11 protein-coding genes are annotated in these 17,641 nt (G+C 72.9%); 1 reads left to right on the forward strand and 10 read right to left on the reverse strand.

The features are described 5' to 3' along the window. Positions 1 to 58 precede the first annotated feature (58 nt). The 9 genes from IE108_RS00495 to bldG form a co-directional block, all read right to left on the reverse strand. Positions 59 to 1,264 carry a DNA polymerase III subunit delta' gene (locus tag IE108_RS00495; RefSeq protein ID WP_064729072.1) on the reverse strand — a complete coding sequence of 402 codons (1,206 nt, stop codon included), beginning with the start codon at positions 1,262 to 1,264 and terminating at the stop codon, positions 59 to 61. Between the two features lie 115 nt (positions 1,265 to 1,379). Continuing rightward, a complete protein-coding gene (tmk, locus tag IE108_RS00500) occupies positions 1,380 to 4,742 on the reverse strand; it encodes a dTMP kinase (RefSeq protein WP_064729071.1) in 3,363 nt (1,120 codons plus the stop codon). A gap of 155 nt (positions 4,743 to 4,897) precedes the next feature. Further along, entirely contained in the window at positions 4,898 to 7,762 is a 2,865-nt protein-coding gene (gene topA / locus IE108_RS00505) for a type I DNA topoisomerase (RefSeq protein WP_064729070.1), read from the reverse strand. A 270-nt stretch (positions 7,763 to 8,032) separates the two neighbouring features. Beyond that, complete coding sequence (locus IE108_RS00510; protein WP_064729069.1) at positions 8,033 to 8,230, reverse strand: hypothetical protein; 198 nt, start codon at positions 8,228 to 8,230, stop codon at positions 8,033 to 8,035. 203 nt (positions 8,231 to 8,433) lie between these two features. Continuing rightward, positions 8,434 to 9,957, reverse strand: a complete 1,524-nt coding sequence (locus IE108_RS00515) for a DUF7059 domain-containing protein (RefSeq protein WP_189397550.1) — start codon at positions 9,955 to 9,957, stop codon at positions 8,434 to 8,436. A gap of 46 nt (positions 9,958 to 10,003) precedes the next feature. Further along, complete coding sequence (locus tag IE108_RS00520; RefSeq protein ID WP_064729067.1) at positions 10,004 to 10,594, reverse strand: hypothetical protein; 591 nt, start codon at positions 10,592 to 10,594, stop codon at positions 10,004 to 10,006. A 207-nt stretch (positions 10,595 to 10,801) separates the two neighbouring features. Next, a complete protein-coding gene (locus IE108_RS00525; protein WP_064729066.1) occupies positions 10,802 to 13,207 on the reverse strand; it encodes a sodium-translocating pyrophosphatase in 2,406 nt (801 codons plus the stop codon). Between the two features lie 304 nt (positions 13,208 to 13,511). Next, complete coding sequence (locus tag IE108_RS00530; RefSeq protein WP_064729065.1) at positions 13,512 to 13,943, reverse strand: ATP-binding protein; 432 nt, start codon at positions 13,941 to 13,943, stop codon at positions 13,512 to 13,514. A 103-nt stretch (positions 13,944 to 14,046) separates the two neighbouring features. Further along, positions 14,047 to 14,388, reverse strand: coding sequence for an anti-sigma factor antagonist BldG (gene bldG / locus IE108_RS00535; RefSeq protein WP_003975386.1), 342 nt, complete (start codon positions 14,386 to 14,388; stop codon positions 14,047 to 14,049). An 82-nt stretch (positions 14,389 to 14,470) separates the two neighbouring features. Between bldG and sftH the strand changes: the two genes are divergently transcribed. Further along, positions 14,471 to 16,972, forward strand: coding sequence for a DEAD/DEAH box helicase (gene sftH, locus IE108_RS00540; protein ID WP_079163607.1), 2,502 nt, complete (start codon positions 14,471 to 14,473; stop codon positions 16,970 to 16,972). On the opposite strand, the gene IE108_RS35290 is transcribed toward sftH, so the two are convergent. Further along, positions 16,890 to 17,636 (reverse strand): Rv3654c family TadE-like protein, encoded by a 747-nt coding sequence (locus tag IE108_RS35290; protein ID WP_373296884.1) that lies wholly within the window; start codon positions 17,634 to 17,636, stop codon positions 16,890 to 16,892. The two genes, sftH and IE108_RS35290, sit on opposite strands and share 83 nt — an antisense overlap. Positions 17,637 to 17,641 lie beyond the last annotated feature (5 nt).

Genomic DNA, 17,641 nt, shown 5'->3' on the forward strand with positions numbered 1-17,641 from the left:
GTGCCTCGTTCGTGTTACGCCGTCAAGCGGATGCGTCCCGGTGCCGACGGCGCGCGGCTCAGCCCGCTCTGAGCGCCATCGTCATCGCCTCCACCGCCAGCAGCGGCGGCACGTTGCGGTCGAGGGCGTCACCGCAGGCGGCGATGGCCTCGATGCGGCGGAGGGTCGCCTCGGGCGAGCTGCCGTGGGCCAGCCGGTCGAGGGCGTCCTGCGCGTCGGCGTTGGCGATCGCCACGCGGGAGCCGAGCTGGAGGGCGAGGACGTCGCGGTAGAAGGTGGTGAGGTCGGTCAGGGCGAGGTCGAGGCTGTCGCGCTGCGTACGCGTCCGGCGGCGCTTCTGCTTGTCCTCCAGCTCCTTCATCACGCCGGCCGTGCCGCGCGGGAGTCTGCCGCCCTGGGCCGCTCCGAGGGCCGCCTTCAGCTCCTCGGCCTCCTTGCCGTCCATGTCCTCGGCGAGTTGCTTGGCGTCCTCGGCCGCAGCGTCGACCAGCTCCTGCGCGGCCCTGAGCGCGCCGCCGACGTCCTCGACCCGCAGGGGCAGCTTCAGCACGGCGGCCCGGCGCTCCCGGGCGGCCCGGTCGGTGGCCAGGCGGCGGGCCCGGTCCACGTGGCCCTGGGTGGCGCGGGCCGCGGCGGCGGCGACCGGCGGCTCGATGCCCTCGCGGCGGACGAGCATGTCGGCGACGGCGTCCACCGACGGCGTGCGCAGGTTCAGGTGGCGGCAGCGGGAGCGGATGGTGGGCAGCACGTCCTCGATGGACGGGGCGCACAGCATCCACACGGTCCGGGGGGCGGGCTCCTCGACGGCCTTGAGGACGGCGTTGGCCGACTTCTCGTTGAGCCGCTCGGCGTCCTCGACCAGGATGATCTGCCAGCGGCCGTTGGCCGGTGAGGTGAACGACTTGCGGACCGTGTCCCGCATGTCCTTGACGAGGATCTCGGCGCCCACGGCGGTCACCGTGCTGACGTCGGCGTGGGTGCCGAGGAGCGCGGTGTGGCAGCCGTCGCAGAAGCCGCAGCCGGGGACCCCGCCGAGCGCGCGGTCGGGGCTCACGCACTGGAGGGCGGCGGCGAAGGCGCGCGCTGTCCGGGTCACCCCCGCGCCGGGCGGTCCGGTGAACAGCCACGCGTGCGTCATGCTCGACGCCTCCGGCAGCGGGCCCTCGGAGGCCGCCGCGGTGACGAGGGCGTCGGCGTCCCGGGCAGCGGCGGCGAGCTGCTCGCTCACCTTCTCCTGCCCGACCAGGTCGTCCCACACGGTCATGGGTCGTGCCGCCCTTCCGTCACGTTCCGCCGTCGCACGCGCCGCATCCGTCCCGCGTCGCGGCTTCCATTGTGCGGGGCGGCACTGACAGCGGGCCCCGGCCGGGGCCCGGCGCTCAGCGTCGTCCCCGGCCCCTGCCCCGGCGGCCGCCGTCGTCACCGCGGCCCTCGTCGCCACGACGAGCCGCGTCGTCGCGGCCGTCCTCGTCGTCGTGCGGGCCGAGCAGTTCGTCCGCCAGGCTGGGCAGGTCGTCGAGCGGCGTCTCCTCGGCCCAGTCGGAGCGGCGCCGGCGCGGCGGTGCCTGGTCCGGGTCGATCCGGGGCAGTTCGCGCGTACGGTCCTGGGGCTCCGGGCCGCGGTCGGCGGCACCCTCGCCGGCGCCGTCCTCCCGGAAGTAGCCCGGCGGGACCCGGTCCGCGGGATCGTCGTCGCGCACGGGGGGCAGCACGGCCGTCTCGTCGGGGGCACCCGGCGTCACCGGCGGCAGGACCGCCGTCTCGTCGGCCGCGCGCGGCTCCACCGCGGGCAGCACCGTGGTCTCGTCGCCGTCCCGCGGCTCCACCGCCGGCAGCACCGTCGTCTCGGCGGCCGAACCGTCGGGCTCGGGCGGCTTGGGCAGCTCGGCCGTCACCTCGGCCTCGGACTCCCGGGCCCCGGACGCGCGGTCGTCGCGGGCCCCGTCCGGGGCGGCCCCGTCGGCGTCGTCGCGCACCGGCCGCAGGACGGCCGTGTCCTCCACGGGCCCGCCGGAGGCGTTCGTCGGGGTCACGACCGGCGTCGGCACGGTCGCCGCGTCCTGGGGGGCCGCGGTCCGCTTCGGCCGGGGGGCGTCCGCCGCGGGCGGCGCCGACGTCCTCGGGCCCGCCGCGGCAGCGGCGGCGGCCGCCTCCGCGGCACGACGCGCCTCCTCGGCCCGCAGCAGGGCCTCCTCGGCCTTGCGCTGCTTCTCCAGGCGCCGCTCCTCGGCCTCGGCGTGCAGCCGCGCCTCCTCCTCGGCCTGCTTGCGGCGGCGCTCCTCCTCGGCCCGCAGCCGCGCCTCCTCCTCGGCGCGCGCCTTCTCCTCGGCGAGGAGCCGGACCCGCTCCTCCTCGGCCTTCCGGCTGGCTTCCTCGGCCCGCAGCCGGGCCTCCTCGGCCTGCCGCTCGGCCTCGCGCCGCTGCGCCTCCTCCAGCTCGCGCCGCTTGCGCTCCTCCTCCTCGGCGCGCAGCCGCTCCAGCTGCTCGAGGCGCTCGCGCTCCAGGCGCTCCTCCTCGGCCTTGCGGGCGGCCTCCTCCTCGGCCTTGCGGCGGGCTTCCTCCTCGGCCTTGCGGCGCGCCTCCTCCCGGGCCTGGATCTCGGCCTCGGACAGCGGCAGCACCTGGTCGAGCCGGTGGCGTACGACGCTGCCGACGGCCTCGGGCTCCTGGCCCGCGTCGACGACGAGGTAGCGCCCGGGGTCGGCCGCGGCCAGGGTGAGGAAACCGGAGCGCACGCGCGCGTGGAACTCGGCGGGCTCCGACTCCAGCCGGTCCGGCGCCTCGGTGAACCGCTCGCGGGCGGCCTCCGGGGAGACGTCCAGCAGGACGGTCAGGTTCGGTACGAGGCCGTTGGTGGCCCAGCGGTTGATGCGGGCGATCTCGGTCGGCGACAGGTCGCGGCCGGCGCCCTGGTAGGCGACCGAGGAGTCGATGTAGCGGTCGGAGATGACCACGGCGCCGCGTTCCAGCGCGGGCCGGACCACGGTGTCGACGTGCTCCGCGCGGTCGGCGGCGTACAGCAGCGCCTCCGCGCGGTGCGACAGGCCGGCGCTGGAGACGTCGAGCAGGATGGAGCGCAGGCGCTTGCCCACCGGGGTGGCTCCCGGCTCGCGCGTGAGCACCACCTCGTGCCCCTTGCCCCGGATCCACTCGGCGAGCGCCTCGGCCTGGGTGGACTTGCCGGCGCCGTCACCGCCCTCCAGGGCGATGAAGAAGCCGCCCGCCGCGGGCGCCGGAACCGGGTCGTCGCCGCCGAGCAGCGCGTCCCGCAGGTCGTGCCGCAGCGGGACGCCGGACCGGTCGTCGACCTTGGCCAGCACCAGCGCGGCCACCGGCAGCAGCAGCGCGCCGACCAGCATCAGGACGAAGGCGGCGCCGCCGTGCGCGAAGACGAACTTGCCGTTCTCCAGCCGGTGCGGGCCGATCGCCGCGGCGACCACGGGCGCGACGACCGCGCCGAGGGCCACGCAGACCCGGACGACCGCGTGCAGGTGCTCGGTCGTCCGTGCCCGGCGGGCGTCCTCGGTCTCCTGGTCGATCAGCGCGTGCCCCGTGTTGGCGGAGACGCCCGCGCCGGCACCGGCCAGCGCGAGGAGCAGCAGCACGGTGGTGTCGTCCGGGACCAGCCCGGCGGCGAGCAGGGCGACGCCGGCGAAGGCGATGGCCAGCGCCAGCAGGCGCCGGCGGGACAGGGAGGGCAGCAGGGCCGGGGCCGTGCGGATGCCGACGACGACTCCGCCGGTGAGGGCGGCCACCATCAGCCCGAAGAGCACCGGGCCGCCGCCCAGGTCCTTGGCGTGCAGCACCGCGACGGCGACCGCGGCGGCCACGACGGCGGCGACCGCGCCGCAGGCGAGCACCAGCAGGGGCAGGACGCCGGTGCGGCCCTTGTCGGCGCCGGTGCCGCTCTTCGGACGGCGCAGGCCCTCCAGCGGCGAGCGCGCGCGGGGGGTGCGGACGCCGGGCAGCTCCAGGAAGGTCACCACGGACAGGGAGGCGGCGAAGAGTCCGGCCGCGACGTAGGAGGCGAGCGCCGCCTGGTGTCCGGCGAACCAGTCGATGCCGGCGCCCAGCAGGTTGTTGACGAGCCCGGCGACGACCAGGACCAGGCCGGCCAGGGGGATCGCGACGAAGCCCGTACGCAGCGACAGGCGGCGCAGCGCGTCCATGTGGTCGGGAAGCGGCCGCACCGCGGCACCCTCCGGGGGCGGCTCCGGGAGCAGGGCGGGGGCCGCGCTCTCGCGGCACACCGTCCAGAAGCGCTCGGCGACGCCGGTCACGAAGGCGGTCACCAGGAGGACGGCGAGGGCGTCGTCCGGTGTCCAGTCGATCCACAGGGGGGCGACGATCAGCAGCGCGGCGCGCAGCCCGTCGGCGCCGACCATGGTCCAGCGGCGGTCGAGCGGGCCGTCCTGCGAGGTGAGCGAGGTGAGGGGTCCGAGCAGGACGGCGCCGAAGAGCAGCGTCGCCAGAATCCGGACACCGAAGACGGTCGCCACTGCGAACGCCACGCCCCGGTAGCCCCCGCCGAAAGAGCCCGCGCCGATCGCGGCCTGGACGGCGAGGAGGACCAGCACCAGCAGGGCGAGGATGTCGCCGACACCCCCCACGAGCTGTGCGCTCCACAAGCGCCGCAGCTGCGGACGGCGCAGCAGGGCGCGGACGGCGCGCTCGCGGGAGTCCGCGACGAGTGCGTCGTCCGGGGCGGGGTGAGGGGCCGTTGGCTGCTCGGCTCGCGTCATGCGTTCAGCCTATCGGTCGCCGCCGACAGTCCGGCATGCCCGGCCCGACCTGCGAGCGCCCCGGCATCCGAAAGATGCCGGGGCGTTCGTTTTGCGAAGGTGGGCGTGGCCCGAACCGGTCGGCTCCGGGGCCGCGCCCGGCTCCTGAGCGGGGCTCAGTCCTCCGACGCCGGTGCGGCGGTCGCCTTCTCGGCGGCCGACTTGGCGGCGGTCTTCGTGGCCGTCTTCTTCGCGGTGCTCTTGGCGGCGGTGGTCTTCTTGGCCGCCGTCGTCTTCGCCGCCGTCGTCTTCTTGGCGGCCGTCTTCTTGGCCGGGGCCTTCTTGGCGGCCGTCTTCTTGGTGGCCTTCTTCGCCGTCTTCTTGGCAGGCCCCTTGGCGCGCTTCTCGGCGAGCAGTTCGTAACCGCGCTCCGGCGTGATCTCCTCGACGCTGTCGCCGGAGCGCAGGGTCGCGTTGGTCTCGCCGTCGGTGACGTACGGGCCGAAGCGGCCGTCCTTGACCACGACCGGCTTCTCGCTGACCGGGTCGGTGCCCAGCTCCTTCAGCGGCGGCTTGGCGGCGGCCCGGCCACGCTGCTTGGGCTGGGCGTAGATCGCCAGCGCCTCCTCCAGCGTGATCGTGAAGAGCTGCTCCTCCGCCTGGAGGGACCGCGAGTCGGTGCCCTTCTTCAGGTACGGGCCGTAGCGGCCGTTCTGCGCGGTGATCTCGACGCCCTCGGCGTCGGCGCCGACGACGCGCGGCAGCGACATGAGCTTCAGGGCGTCGTCCAGCGTGACGGTGTCCAGCGCCATCGTCTTGAACAGCGAGGCCGTCCGCGGCTTCACGGCGTTCTTGCCGGTCTTCGGGGTGCCCTCGGGGAGCACCTCGGTGACGTAGGGGCCGTAGCGGCCGTCCTTGGCGACGATGGTGTGGCCGGTGGCCGGGTCGGTGCCCAGCTCGAAGTCGCCGCTCGGCTTGGCGAGCAGTTCCTCCGCCAGCTCGACGGACAGCTCGTCGGGGGCCAGGTCGTCGGGGACGTCGGCGCGCTGGTGGTTCTCGGCGTCCTTCTCGCCGCGCTCGACGTAGGGGCCGTAGCGGCCCACGCGCAGCTTGATGTCGTTGCCGACGGGGAAGGACGACACCTCTCGGGCGTCGATGGCGCCGAGGTCGGTGACGAGTTCCTTGAGGCCGCCGAGGTGGTCGCCGTCGCCGTTGCCGGCCTCGGCCGCGCCGCCGGTCCCGGTGCCCTCGCCGAAGTAGAAGCGCCGCAGCCACGGCACCGACTGGGCCTCGCCGCGGGCGATGGCGTCGAGGTCGTCCTCCATCTTGGCGGTGAAGTCGTAGTCGACGAGCCGCCCGAAGTGCTTCTCCAGGAGGTTGACCACGGCGAAGGAGAGGAAGGACGGGACGAGTGCCGTGCCCTTCTTGAAGACGTACCCGCGGTCCAGGATGGTGCCGATGATCGACGCGTACGTCGACGGGCGGCCGATCTCGCGCTCCTCCAGCTCCTTGACCAGCGACGCCTCGGTGTAGCGGGCCGGGGGCTTGGTGGCGTGGCCGTCGACCGTGATCTGCTCGGCCGTCAGCGCGTCGCCCTCGGAGACCTGCGGCAGCCGGCGCTCGCGGTCGTCCAGCTCGGCGTTCGGGTCGTCGGCGCCCTCGACGTAGGCCTTGAGGAAGCCGTGGAAGGTGATGGTCTTGCCGGAGGCGCTGAACTCGACGTCGCGGCCGTCGGAGGCGGCGCCGCCGATCTTCACGGTGACGCTGTTGCCGGTCGCGTCCTTCATCTGGGAGGCGACGGTCCGCTTCCAGATCAGCTCGTAGAGCTTGAACTGGTCGCCGGTCAGCCCGGTCTCGGCGGGCGTGCGGAAACGATCACCCGACGGGCGGATCGCCTCGTGCGCCTCCTGGGCGTTCTTGACCTTGCCGGCGTACGTCCGCGGCTGGGGCGGCAGGTAGTCGGCGCCGTACAGCTGCGTCACCTGGGCGCGGGCGGCGGAGACCGCCGTGTCGCTCAGGGTCGTCGAGTCCGTACGCATGTAGGTGATGTAGCCGTTCTCGTACAGCTTCTGGGCGATCTGCATGGTCGCCTTGGCGCCGAAGCCGAGCTTGCGGCTCGCCTCCTGCTGGAGCGTCGTCGTACGGAACGGGGCGTACGGCGAGCGGCGGTACGGCTTGGACTCGACGGAGCGGACGGAGAACCGGGTGTCCTCCAGCGCGGCGGCGAGCGCGCGGGCGTTCGCCTCGTCGAGGTGGAGGGTGTTGGCGCTCTTGAGCTGCCCCAGGGAGTCGAAGTCTCGGCCCTGGGCGACACGCCGACCGTCGACCGTCTGGAGGCGTGCGACCAGCGACGACGGGTCGGAGGCGTCGCCCGCGCGGCCGGTCGCGAAGGTACCGGTGAGGTCCCAGTACTCGGCGGAGCGGAACGCGATGCGCTCGCGCTCCCGCTCGACGACGAGGCGGGTGGCGACGGACTGGACGCGGCCCGCCGACAGCTTCGGCATGACCTTCTTCCACAGGACCGGCGAGACCTCGTAGCCGTAGAGGCGGTCGAGGATGCGGCGGGTCTCCTGGGCGTCGACCAGCTTCTGGTTGAGCTGGCGCGGGTTGGCCACGGCGGCCCGGATGGCGTCCTTGGTGATCTCGTGGAACACCATGCGCTTGACCGGGATCTTCGGCTTGAGGACTTCCTGCAGGTGCCAGGCGATGGCCTCGCCCTCGCGGTCCTCATCGGTGGCGAGGAAGAGTTCGTCGGAGTCCTTCAGGAGGTCCTTGAGCTTCCTGACCTGCGCCTTCTTGTCGGCGTTGACCACATAGATCGGCTGGAAGTCGTGTTCGACGTCCACACCGAGGCGGCGGACCTCGCCGGTGTACTTCTCCGGCACCTCGGCGGCGCCGCTGGGAAGGTCGCGAATGTGCCCGACGCTCGCCTCGACGACGTAACCAGGGCCGAGATAGCCCTTGATCGTCTTCGCCTTGGCAGGCGACTCGACGATGACGAGTCGGCGGCCGCCGTTCGCGGTCTCGCTGGTCGGGGACAACTTCGCTCTTCTCTCCGGTCGACGCTGGGCCTCCCCGGGCCGTGGTCCCCGGGGTCGGGTCGTACTGCGTTTCGGTCGTGACGCTGCGGAGTGTGACGGTACCTCCCGCCCCCGTGTCAAACGGGAAAAGCCCGCAACGGCCACTCGAACGGTAACCCGACGAACCCGGTTCCTGCCGCCCGGAGTGGTCACCGGCCCCGATCCGGGTATCCGGAGCGCGATCCCCCGATTACTCGGCGGAGGACGCGGCAGGGGGCCGGAACCGGCCTCTCAGACGTGCGTCAGGCACCAGGCCCCGAGGAGCAGCGCGACCACGCCGGCGACGCTCGCGACGGTGGCCGATGCGACGGGGCTCACACCGTGCGCGACGGGCCGGCCGTGCCGCACCCGCGTCGTGGTCCACACCAGCAGACCCGCCCCGAACAGGGCGAACACCAGTCCCGCGAAGATCGCCGGTCCGCTCTCCATGGCCCCGTGCCCCTTTTCTCCAGCCCGCGCGTGTGCAGCATCCGGGACGCTGTCACGCGCGGGCGGCGGGCAGGCGAACCCGAGGTGAACGCGGGGCCGACGGGCGGCCGTCCCGCCACCGGTGGCTCGTTCTCCGCGCCGGCCGGCGGGGTGCGCCGCCCGGCCTGCGGCCCTTCGAGCGGCGGTCTGGGCGGGCGTTCCCGCTACGCCGGTTCGAGGAAGCCCTGCTCCACCAGCAGCCGGATCTGGGCGGGCGTGCGGTCCCGCAGCGCCACCGGGTCCTCGCCGACCAGCTGGGCGATGGCGTCCAGGATGCGGCCGGCGCTCATGGTGCCGTCGCAGACACCCGCGAAGCCCGCGCCCACCGTGTCGACCCGGGTGGCCCGGCGCATACCGCGGTTCTGGCGCAGGACGACGTGCTCGGGGTCCTCGGCGCCGGGCAGCCCGACCTGCTCCTGGACGACCTCGCCGGCCAGCGTGAAGTGCGCTTCGAGGAGGGCGGCGTCGTCGTGGGCGCGGAGGTAGTCGACGCGGTCGAAGTGGGCGCGCACGGTCTCGCCGAGCGGCTGCTCGACCGGGTGCGGCCACTCCTCGGCGACGACCGAGGGCTCCGCGGCGCCGGTCCGCCGCAGCGTGATCCAGCCGAAGCCGACGGCCCTGACCTTGCGCGCCTCGAACTCGTCCAGCCACGCGTCGTACCGCGCCTGGTACTCGGCCGGGTCACCTCGGTGGTCGCCCGCGTCCCTGAGCCACAGCTCGGCGTACTGCGTGACGTCCTGCACCTCGCGCTGCACGATCCAGGCGTCGCAGCCGCGCGGCACCCAGGAGCGCAGCCGGTCCGTCCACTCCTCCCCCTCCACGTGCTGCCAGTTGGCGAGGAAGTGCGCGAACCCGCCCGGGTTCAGGCGCTCCCCCGTCTCCTGAACGAGCCGGCGGCACAGATCGTCCCCGCCCATGCCGCCGTCGCGGTAGGTGAGGCGGGCGCCGGGCGAGATCACGAAGGGCGGGTTGGAGACGATCAGGTCGTACGCGTCGTCCTCGGCGACCGGCTCGTACAGGGACCCCTCGCGCAGGTCGGCGGCGGGGGCCCCGGAGAGGGCGAGCGTGAGGGCGGTGATGTGCAGGGCGCGCGGGTTGACGTCGGTCGCCGTCACGCGCGTGGCGTGCGCGGCGGCGTGCAGCGCCTGGATGCCGGAGCCGGTGCCGAGGTCGAGGGCGGCGGAGACGGGTGTGCGCACGGTGAGGCCCGCGAGGGTCGTGGAGGCGCCGCCGACGCCGAGCACGACGCCCTCGGCGTGGTTGCCGATGCCGCCGGCGCCGCCGACCGCGCAGCCCAGGTCGGAGACGATGAACCAGTCCTCGCCGCCGGGCCCGCCGTAGGGCCGCACATCCACGGTGGCCGCCACCTCGTCGTCCGCCCGGACCAGCCAGCCGGTCTCCAGGCAGGCGTCGACGGGCAGAACGTCCGTCACGCGCGCGTGGGGCACGGGTTGCTGGAGCAGGAAGAGCCGCACGAGCACTTCGAGCGGCGTGTCGCCGCGGGTGGCCCGGAGCGCGGGCACCGTCTCGCTGCGCGACAGCGCCGCGTAGGCGGGGGCGCCGAGCAGCTCCAGCAGTCCGTCGGCGGTGAAGGAGGCGCCGAGCAGGGCGTCGCGCAGCCGGGTGGTGACGTCGGGGCGGTCGGCGGAGGGCAGGGGGGACAGGCTGGGGTTACTCACATCCCCCATTGTGGCCCCGCGTCCGGCCCCCCGCCCCGTGTCCGGGTGGGCCGGGTCAGCCGCTCGTGGACGACGGCGTGACCGAGGCCGCCTTGCAGCTCTCCTGCTTGCCCATCGCCTGGCCGACCTCCCCCTCCTCCAGGGTCTTCAGCGCGTCGTTGCCGCTCTTGCTGAGCTTGTTCAGCTCGGTGGCGATGTCCTTGAGGCCGTCGGCGAACTTCGCCTGGTCCTTGGTGTCGAGGTCCTCCACCTGCTTCCGGAGGGAGGCGTAGGAGGTGGAGAGGCCGTTGAGTTCGGTGACGGCGTCCTTCTGCTTCTTCTCGCCGTCCTCGACGTCCGGGGCGCCGGCCTTCTGGACGGTGGCGCCCATCGCCTTGTAGGCGTCGGACATGTCCTGGAACGCCTTCGCGTCGGTCTTCTGGACCTCCGCCGGCGTGCTGTTGTCCGCGGTCTCCTTCTGGATCGCCGCGTTGGCCGCCTCGATCTTCTTGGCCTGCGGCTGCACTCCTTCGCAGACGTCCTTCGCCCAGGAGTTCAGCTTCTCGTTGTCGTCGCTGCCCCCGCATCCCGTCAGCGCCAGTGCCAGTACCGCACCGCCGGACAGTGCGACCGCGAGCTTCTTGTTCACCGGTTTGGTCCCTTCCATGGCTCTCGGCCCCGGAACATACACGCCGGATGGCCTACATCCGCCGGACGAACATCCGTTAAGACCGTATTGAAGCCATTTGCACCAAGAGAGAGAAGGGTCACGGTGAAGGGAGCGCGCGGGCACGAAGCGGGCGGACGGCGCCTCAACACGCGCCGTCCGCCCGTCCCTTGAGCTGCGCCTCCTACGAGGACCGCGCGCCGCCCGCTACGAAACCACCGCCGGGTCGGCCGACTTGGGCTCGTGCCCGGCGTTGTCTTCGTCACCCATGGCGATCCCGCGCCGCTTGGACACGTAGACCGCGCCCGCGATGACGAGGAACGCGAGGACCGCGATCAGCACCCGCACGCCGATGCTCTCGTCGGGGCCGTAGGAGAACTTGATGACGGCGGGCGCGATGAGCAGCGCCACCAGGTTCATGACCTTCAGCAGCGGGTTGATCGCCGGCCCCGCGGTGTCCTTGAACGGGTCGCCGACCGTGTCGCCGATCACGGTGGCCGCGTGCGCCTCACTGCCCTTGCCGCCGTGGTGGCCGTCCTCGACGAGCTTCTTGGCGTTGTCCCAGGAGCCTCCGGAGTTGGCGAGGAACACCGCCATCAGCGTGCCCGCGCCGATGGCGCCCGCGAGGAACGCGCCGAGCGCGCCGACGCCGAGCGTGAACCCGATGAAGATCGGCGCCAGCACGGCGAGCAGTCCGGGCGTGGCCAGCTCCCGCAGGGCGTCCCTGGTGCAGATGTCGACGACCTTGCCGTACTGCGGTTTCTCGCTGTAGTCCATGATCCCGGGGCGCTCCCGGAACTGCCGGCGCACCTCGTAGACCACCGCGCCCGCCGACCGCGACACCGCGTTGATCGCCAGCCCGGAGAAGAGGAAGACGACCGCGGCGCCGGCGATCAGCCCGACGAGGTTGTTCGGCTGCGAGATGTCCATCATCAGACTCATCGGCGCGCCCTCACCGCTGAGTTTCTCGCCCACGTCGGCGGCGCCGCTGGTGATGGCGTCGCGGTACGACCCGAAGAGGGCCGCCGCCGCCAGGACGGCGGTGGCGATGGCGATGCCCTTGGTGATGGCCTTGGTCGTGTTGCCGACGGCGTCCAGGTCGGTGAGCACCTGGGCGCCGGCGCCCTCGACGTCGCCGGACATCTCCGCGATGCCCTGCGCGTTGTCGGAGACCGGGCCGAAGGTGTCCATGGCGACGATCACACCGACCGTGGTGAGCAGACCGGTGCCGGCCAGCGCCACCGCGAACAGCGCGAGCATGATCGAGGCGCCGCCGAGCAGGAAGGCCCCGTAGACGCCGAGGCCGATCAACAGGGCGGTGTAGACGGCGGATTCGAGGCCGAGCGAGATGCCCGCGAGGACGACGGTGGCGGGACCGGTGAGCGAGGTCTTGCCGATGTCCTTGACGGGGCGCCGGGTGGTCTCGGTGAAGTAGCCGGTGAGCTGCTGGATCAGCGCGGCGAGCACGATGCCGATGGCCACCGCGACCAGCGCGAGGATCCGCGGGTCGCCGCTCTTGCCCGCGATGGCCGCGTCGGTGACGCCGTCCAGCTCGGAGTACTTCCCGGGCAGGTAGACGAAGACGGCCACCGCGACCAGGACGAGCGAGATCACCGCGGAGATGAAGAAGCCCCGGTTGATCGCGCTCATGCCGCTGCGGTCGGACCGCCGGGGCGCCACCGCGAAGATGCCGATCATGGCGGTGATCACACCGATCGCCGGGACCAGCAGCGGGAACGCCAGCCCGGAGTCGCCGAAGGCCACCTTGCCGAGGATCAGTGCGGCCACCAGGGTGACGGCGTACGACTCGAAGAGGTCGGCGGCCATGCCCGCGCAGTCGCCGACGTTGTCGCCCACGTTGTCGGCGATGGTCGCGGCGTTGCGCGGATCGTCCTCCGGGATGCCCTGTTCGACCTTGCCGACCAGGTCGGCGCCGACGTCGGCGGCCTTGGTGAAGATGCCGCCGCCGACCCGCATGAACATCGCGATCAGCGCGGCGCCGAGGCCGAAGCCCTCCAGGACCTTCGGCGCGTCGGCCGCGTACACCAGCACCACGCAGCAGGCTCCCAGCAGGCCGAGCCCCACCGTGAACATGCCGACCACGCCGCCGGTGCGAAAAGCGATCTTCGTCGCCTTGTGCGAGACGAGAGTGAGATCCTTTTCCGGTTCGCCCGGCGCCGGCGTCGCCTCCCGCGCCGCCGCGGCCACGCGCACATTGCTGCGCACGGCGAGCCACATGCCGATATAGCCGGTGGCCGCCGAGAACGCCGCGCCGATCAGGAAGAAGATCGACCGCCCGGCTCGTTGATTCCAGTCGTCCGCGGGCAGCAGCATGAGCAGAAAGAACACGACCACGGCGAATACGCCGAGCGTGCGAAGCTGCCTGGCCAGATAGGCGTTCGCGCCCTCCTGGACGGCGGCCGCGATCTCCTTCATGCTCGCGGTGCCCTCGCCCGCCGCGAGCACCTGGCGCACCAGGATCCCCGCCAGCACCAGGGCGGCCAGCGCGACGACGGCGATGACGGCGATCAGGACACGGTTTCCGTCGGTCAGGACGGCGGCCGCGAGGGTCGTGGTGTCGCCCAACTGATGAGAGGTGGAAAGCTCCGCCATTCGTCCTCCTTGACGCTTGGGCTGAGCTCAAGATGTGGACGGGATTGTAGGTACCGAAAGCTGATCAAAACAGTGCACGACAAAAGGAAATGACCTGTCAACCACAAGGGCCGGGGAAGTAGTAATGCCCTTCCGGCATTAACTTCCCGGATTCACGTTGTGATCTGTTGTGATCCCTTTCCCGCGCCATTGATCGTGAATGAATTCACGCGGCACGGCACGGCACCACTCTAGATCCGCACATGACGAAGGGCCCCGCGAGACGGGGCCCTTCGGGTGATACGGGGGGGTGCCGCGGGAGCGGTCAGACCGGGGGCAGCACCGCCGGGGCGGTCGGCCAGGTCATGCGGATCAGACCGCCGTCCTCGTCGGCCTTGACCTCCACGTCGTCGACGAGGCCGCTGATGACCGCGAGGCCCATCTCGTCCTCCTCGGCCTCCGCATCGTCCGCTCCGGCGCCGGCCGCCCGGTCTCCCGGGACGGCGTGCGGCGCCTCGTCGCCGACCTCGATGGAGAACTGCTTCTCCTCCTCGATCAGCGACACCTTGACCGGCGCGGTGATGCCGACGTGCTGGTGCAGGCCCACGGCCCGCGTGCAGGCCTCACCGACGGCGAGCCTGACCTCGTCGAGGACGGCCTCGTCCACTCCGGCCCTGCGTGCCACCGCGGCCGCCACCAGACGGGCGGTCCGGACATGCTCGGGCAGCGCGCTGAAGCGGAGTTCAACGGTGGCCATGCATCCCCCTCGGAACTACGGGCGTGCTTTCGAGGGTCCGGGCCGCGACGGCCCGGACCCCCCTCGTTCTCGCGTCCCGGGCCCGCGGGCCCGGGACCGGTCGTCAGTCGGTGGCCGCCACCGCTTCCTCGACCGAGGTGTGAATCGGGAACACCTTGGTGAGGCCGGTGATACGGAAGATCTTGAGAATGCGCTCCTGGTTGCAGACCAGGCGCAGCGAGCCCTCGTGGGCGCGCACCCGCTTCAGTCCGCCGACCAGCACGCCGAGCCCCGTGGAGTCGAGGAAGTCCACGCCCTCCATGTCGACGACGAGGTGGAAACTCCCGTCGTTCACGAGCTCGACCAGCTGCTCACGCAGCTTGGGCGCGGTGTATACGTCAATTTCGCCACCGACCTCGACGACCGTACGATCGCCGACGGTACGGGTCGACAGGGACAGGTCCACGGATCCTCCAGCACCTTGCTATCGAGCGGTCGTCCATCGGGACACCTCGGCTTGAAGCCCCCAGGACGGTTCGCCAGCCGCGATGGCATTCAATCACTTACCGGCAGGCGTGCACGACGCCTTGGTCCCATTGTCCGTCACGCCAGTGTCAGACTCGGTGCCGATGGCCAAGAATCACCGACCCGATCGACCCCCGGCGGAGCCCGGCTCCCGGCCGGAACCAGGCATGGTCCTGGACCGGCTCGCCTCGGGACCGAACCGGGCTGCGCGCATCACTCATACGGAGCACTTGCCCCCACGTGCGGGGCGTCATGCAGTCTGGCCGGACCGGATTCGTCCGGAGGTCCTCGCCGCCGTGCGGGCCGCGGGCATCGAGCATCCGTGGGCCCACCAGGCACGCGTCGCCGAGCACGCGCTGGACGGCGACTCGGTGGTGGTCGCCACGGGCACCGCCTCCGGCAAGTCCCTGGCCTACCTCGTGCCCGTGCTGTCCACGCTCCTCGACGGCTCCGAGGCCTCCAACGGCCGCGGCGCCACCACCCTGTACCTGGCGCCGACCAAGGCGCTCGCGGCCGATCAGTGCCGTGCGGTGAAGGAACTTTCACAACCTCTGGGCAAGGCCGTCCGCGCCGCCGTGTACGACGGCGACACACCGTTCGAGGAACGCGAGTGGATCCGCCAGTACGGCACCTACGTGCTGACCAACCCGGACATGCTGCACCGCGGGATCCTGCCGTCCCACCCCCGCTGGTCCTCCTTCCTGAAGGCGCTGAAGTACGTCGTCATCGACGAGTGCCACACCTACCGCGGGGTCTTCGGCTCGCACGTCGCCCAGGTCCTGCGCCGGCTGCGCAGACTGTGCGCCCGCTACGGCGCGTCGCCCGTGTTCCTGCTCGCCTCCGCCACCGCCGCCGAGCCGTCGGTGGCGGCCCGCCGGCTCACCGGACTCCCGGTCGTCGAGGTCGCGGACGACGCCTCACCGCGCGGTGAACTGGTGTTCGCCCTGTGGGAGCCGCCGCTGACCGAGCTGGAGGGCGAGAAGGGCGCCCCCGTCCGCCGCGCGGCGACCGCGGAGGCCGCCGACCTGCTCACCGACCTCACGGTGCAGGGCATGCGGTCGATCACCTTCGTCCGCTCCCGGCGCGGCGCAGAGCTGATCTCGGTGATCGCCCAGGAGCGCCTCGCCGAGGTGGACCGCTCCCTGACCCGGCGTGTCGCGGCGTACCGAGGCGGCTACCTCCCCGAGGAGCGCCGCGCCCTCGAACGCGCCCTGCACTCCGGCGAACTCCTCGGACTCGCGGCCACGAACGCCCTCGAACTCGGCCTCGACATCTCCGGCCTCGACGCGGTGGTGATCGCGGGCTACCCGGGCACGCGGGCGTCCCTGTGGCAGCAGGCGGGCCGGGCGGGCCGCGCCGGACAGGGGGCCCTGGCGGTGCTGGTCGCCCGGGACGACCCGCTGGACACCTTCCTCGTCCACCACCCGGAGGCGCTGTTCGACCAGCCCGTCGAGTCGACCGTCCTCGATCCCGACAATCCCTACGTCCTCGCCCCCCACCTGTGCGCGGCGGCGGCCGAGCTGCCCCTGACGGAGGAGGACCTGGACCTCTTCGGCCCGGCCACCGGGGAACTGCTGCCCCAGCTGGAGGCGGCGAAGCTGCTGCGCAGGCGGACCCGGGCCTGGCACTGGACGCGCCGGGAGCGGGCGGCCGACCTCACGGACATCCGCGGGGAGGGCGGGCGTCCGGTCCAGGTCGTCGAGGCCGGCACGGGGCGGCTGCTGGGCACGGTGGACGCCGGTGCCGCCCACACGACCGTCCACGAGGGGGCCGTCCACCTCCACCAGGGGCGCACCTACCTCGTCCGCTCGCTCGACCTGGAGGACTCCGTCGCGCTGGTCGAGCAGGCCACGCCCGCGTACTCGACGGTCGCCCGCGACACGACCGCGATCTCGGTCCTGGAGACCGACGTCGAGGTCCCCTGGGGCGACGGGCGCCTGTGCTTCGGCTCCGTGGAGGTCACCAACCAAGTCGTCTCCTTCCTGCGCCGGCGCCTCATCACCGGCGAGGTCCTGGGCGAGACGAAGCTGGACCTCCCGCCCCGGACGCTGCGTACGCGCGCGGTGTGGTGGACGGTCACCGAGGACCAGCTCGACGCGGCCCGGATCAACCCCGAGATCCTCGGCGGCGCCCTGCACGCCGCCGAGCACGCGTCCATCGGCATGCTGCCCCTGTTCGCGACCTGCGACCGCTGGGACATCGGCGGGGTGTCGGTCCCCCTGCACCCGGACACGCTGCTCCCCACCGTCTTCGTGTACGACGGCCACCCCGGCGGCGCGGGCTTCGCCGAGCGCGCCTTCCACACGGCCCGCGCATGGCTCACGGCCACCCGGGAGGCCATCGCGTCCTGCGAGTGCGACGCCGGCTGCCCGTCCTGCATCCAGTCCCCCAAGTGCGGCAACGGCAACGACCCGCTGCACAAGCGGGGAGCGGTGCGGCTCCTCACGGTGCTGCTGCGGGGAGCGGATGCGGCGGCCGAGGCGGAGGGGGAGACGGGCGCGGAGGCTGAGGAACGGGTTCAGTAGAGCGGGGTGCGGCAGGCGGCGGCCCGACCGGCTGGTGCTCGGCCGGCAGCGCTGGGCCCGCCCGTGCCCGGACCTCCGCCGCGAACGGCCCCCGGCCCGACTCCGCCGACACGTCCGAGACCTGACCGGTCAGCACGCAGCGCACCAAGCGCGCACGCTGGGCCCGCGCGACCCGTTCGGCCTCGGCACACGCCGCCGGTCCTCCCCGGGACCAGTGGTCCGCGGCCGCCAGCGCAGCCAGATCGGCACCGCCGGCGGCCCGATGCCGCGCCACCACCGCCTCCCCCAGCCCCAGCACGATGCCGAACACCAGGCAGAGGACGGCGACCGCACCGACACTCCAGACGGTGGCGGAACCCTGATCGGATGCGGGACGCTCGGCGGCATCCGAAGTCGGGGCGGGGGCAGCGTGATTGGCGGCATCCGCATCCGGGCCGGAAACAGCGCGGCCAGCGGCAGCCGCACCTGGGCCGGAAACAGCGGCGCCGGCGGCATCCACACCCGGTACGGAAACAGCGGGCCCGGCAGCAACCGCACCCGGGCCGGAAACAGTGCGGCCGGCGGCATCCACACCAACGCCGGGGACGGTGTGGCCGACGGCACCGGAGCACCGGACCGCCCGAGCGCCGCCGACACCCGGGGCTGTCGCGCGGGGCGACGCCATGCCCC

It is taken from the genome of Streptomyces parvulus (genome assembly GCF_014648855.1).
GTDB classification, from domain to species: domain Bacteria; phylum Actinomycetota; class Actinomycetes; order Streptomycetales; family Streptomycetaceae; genus Streptomyces; species Streptomyces parvulus.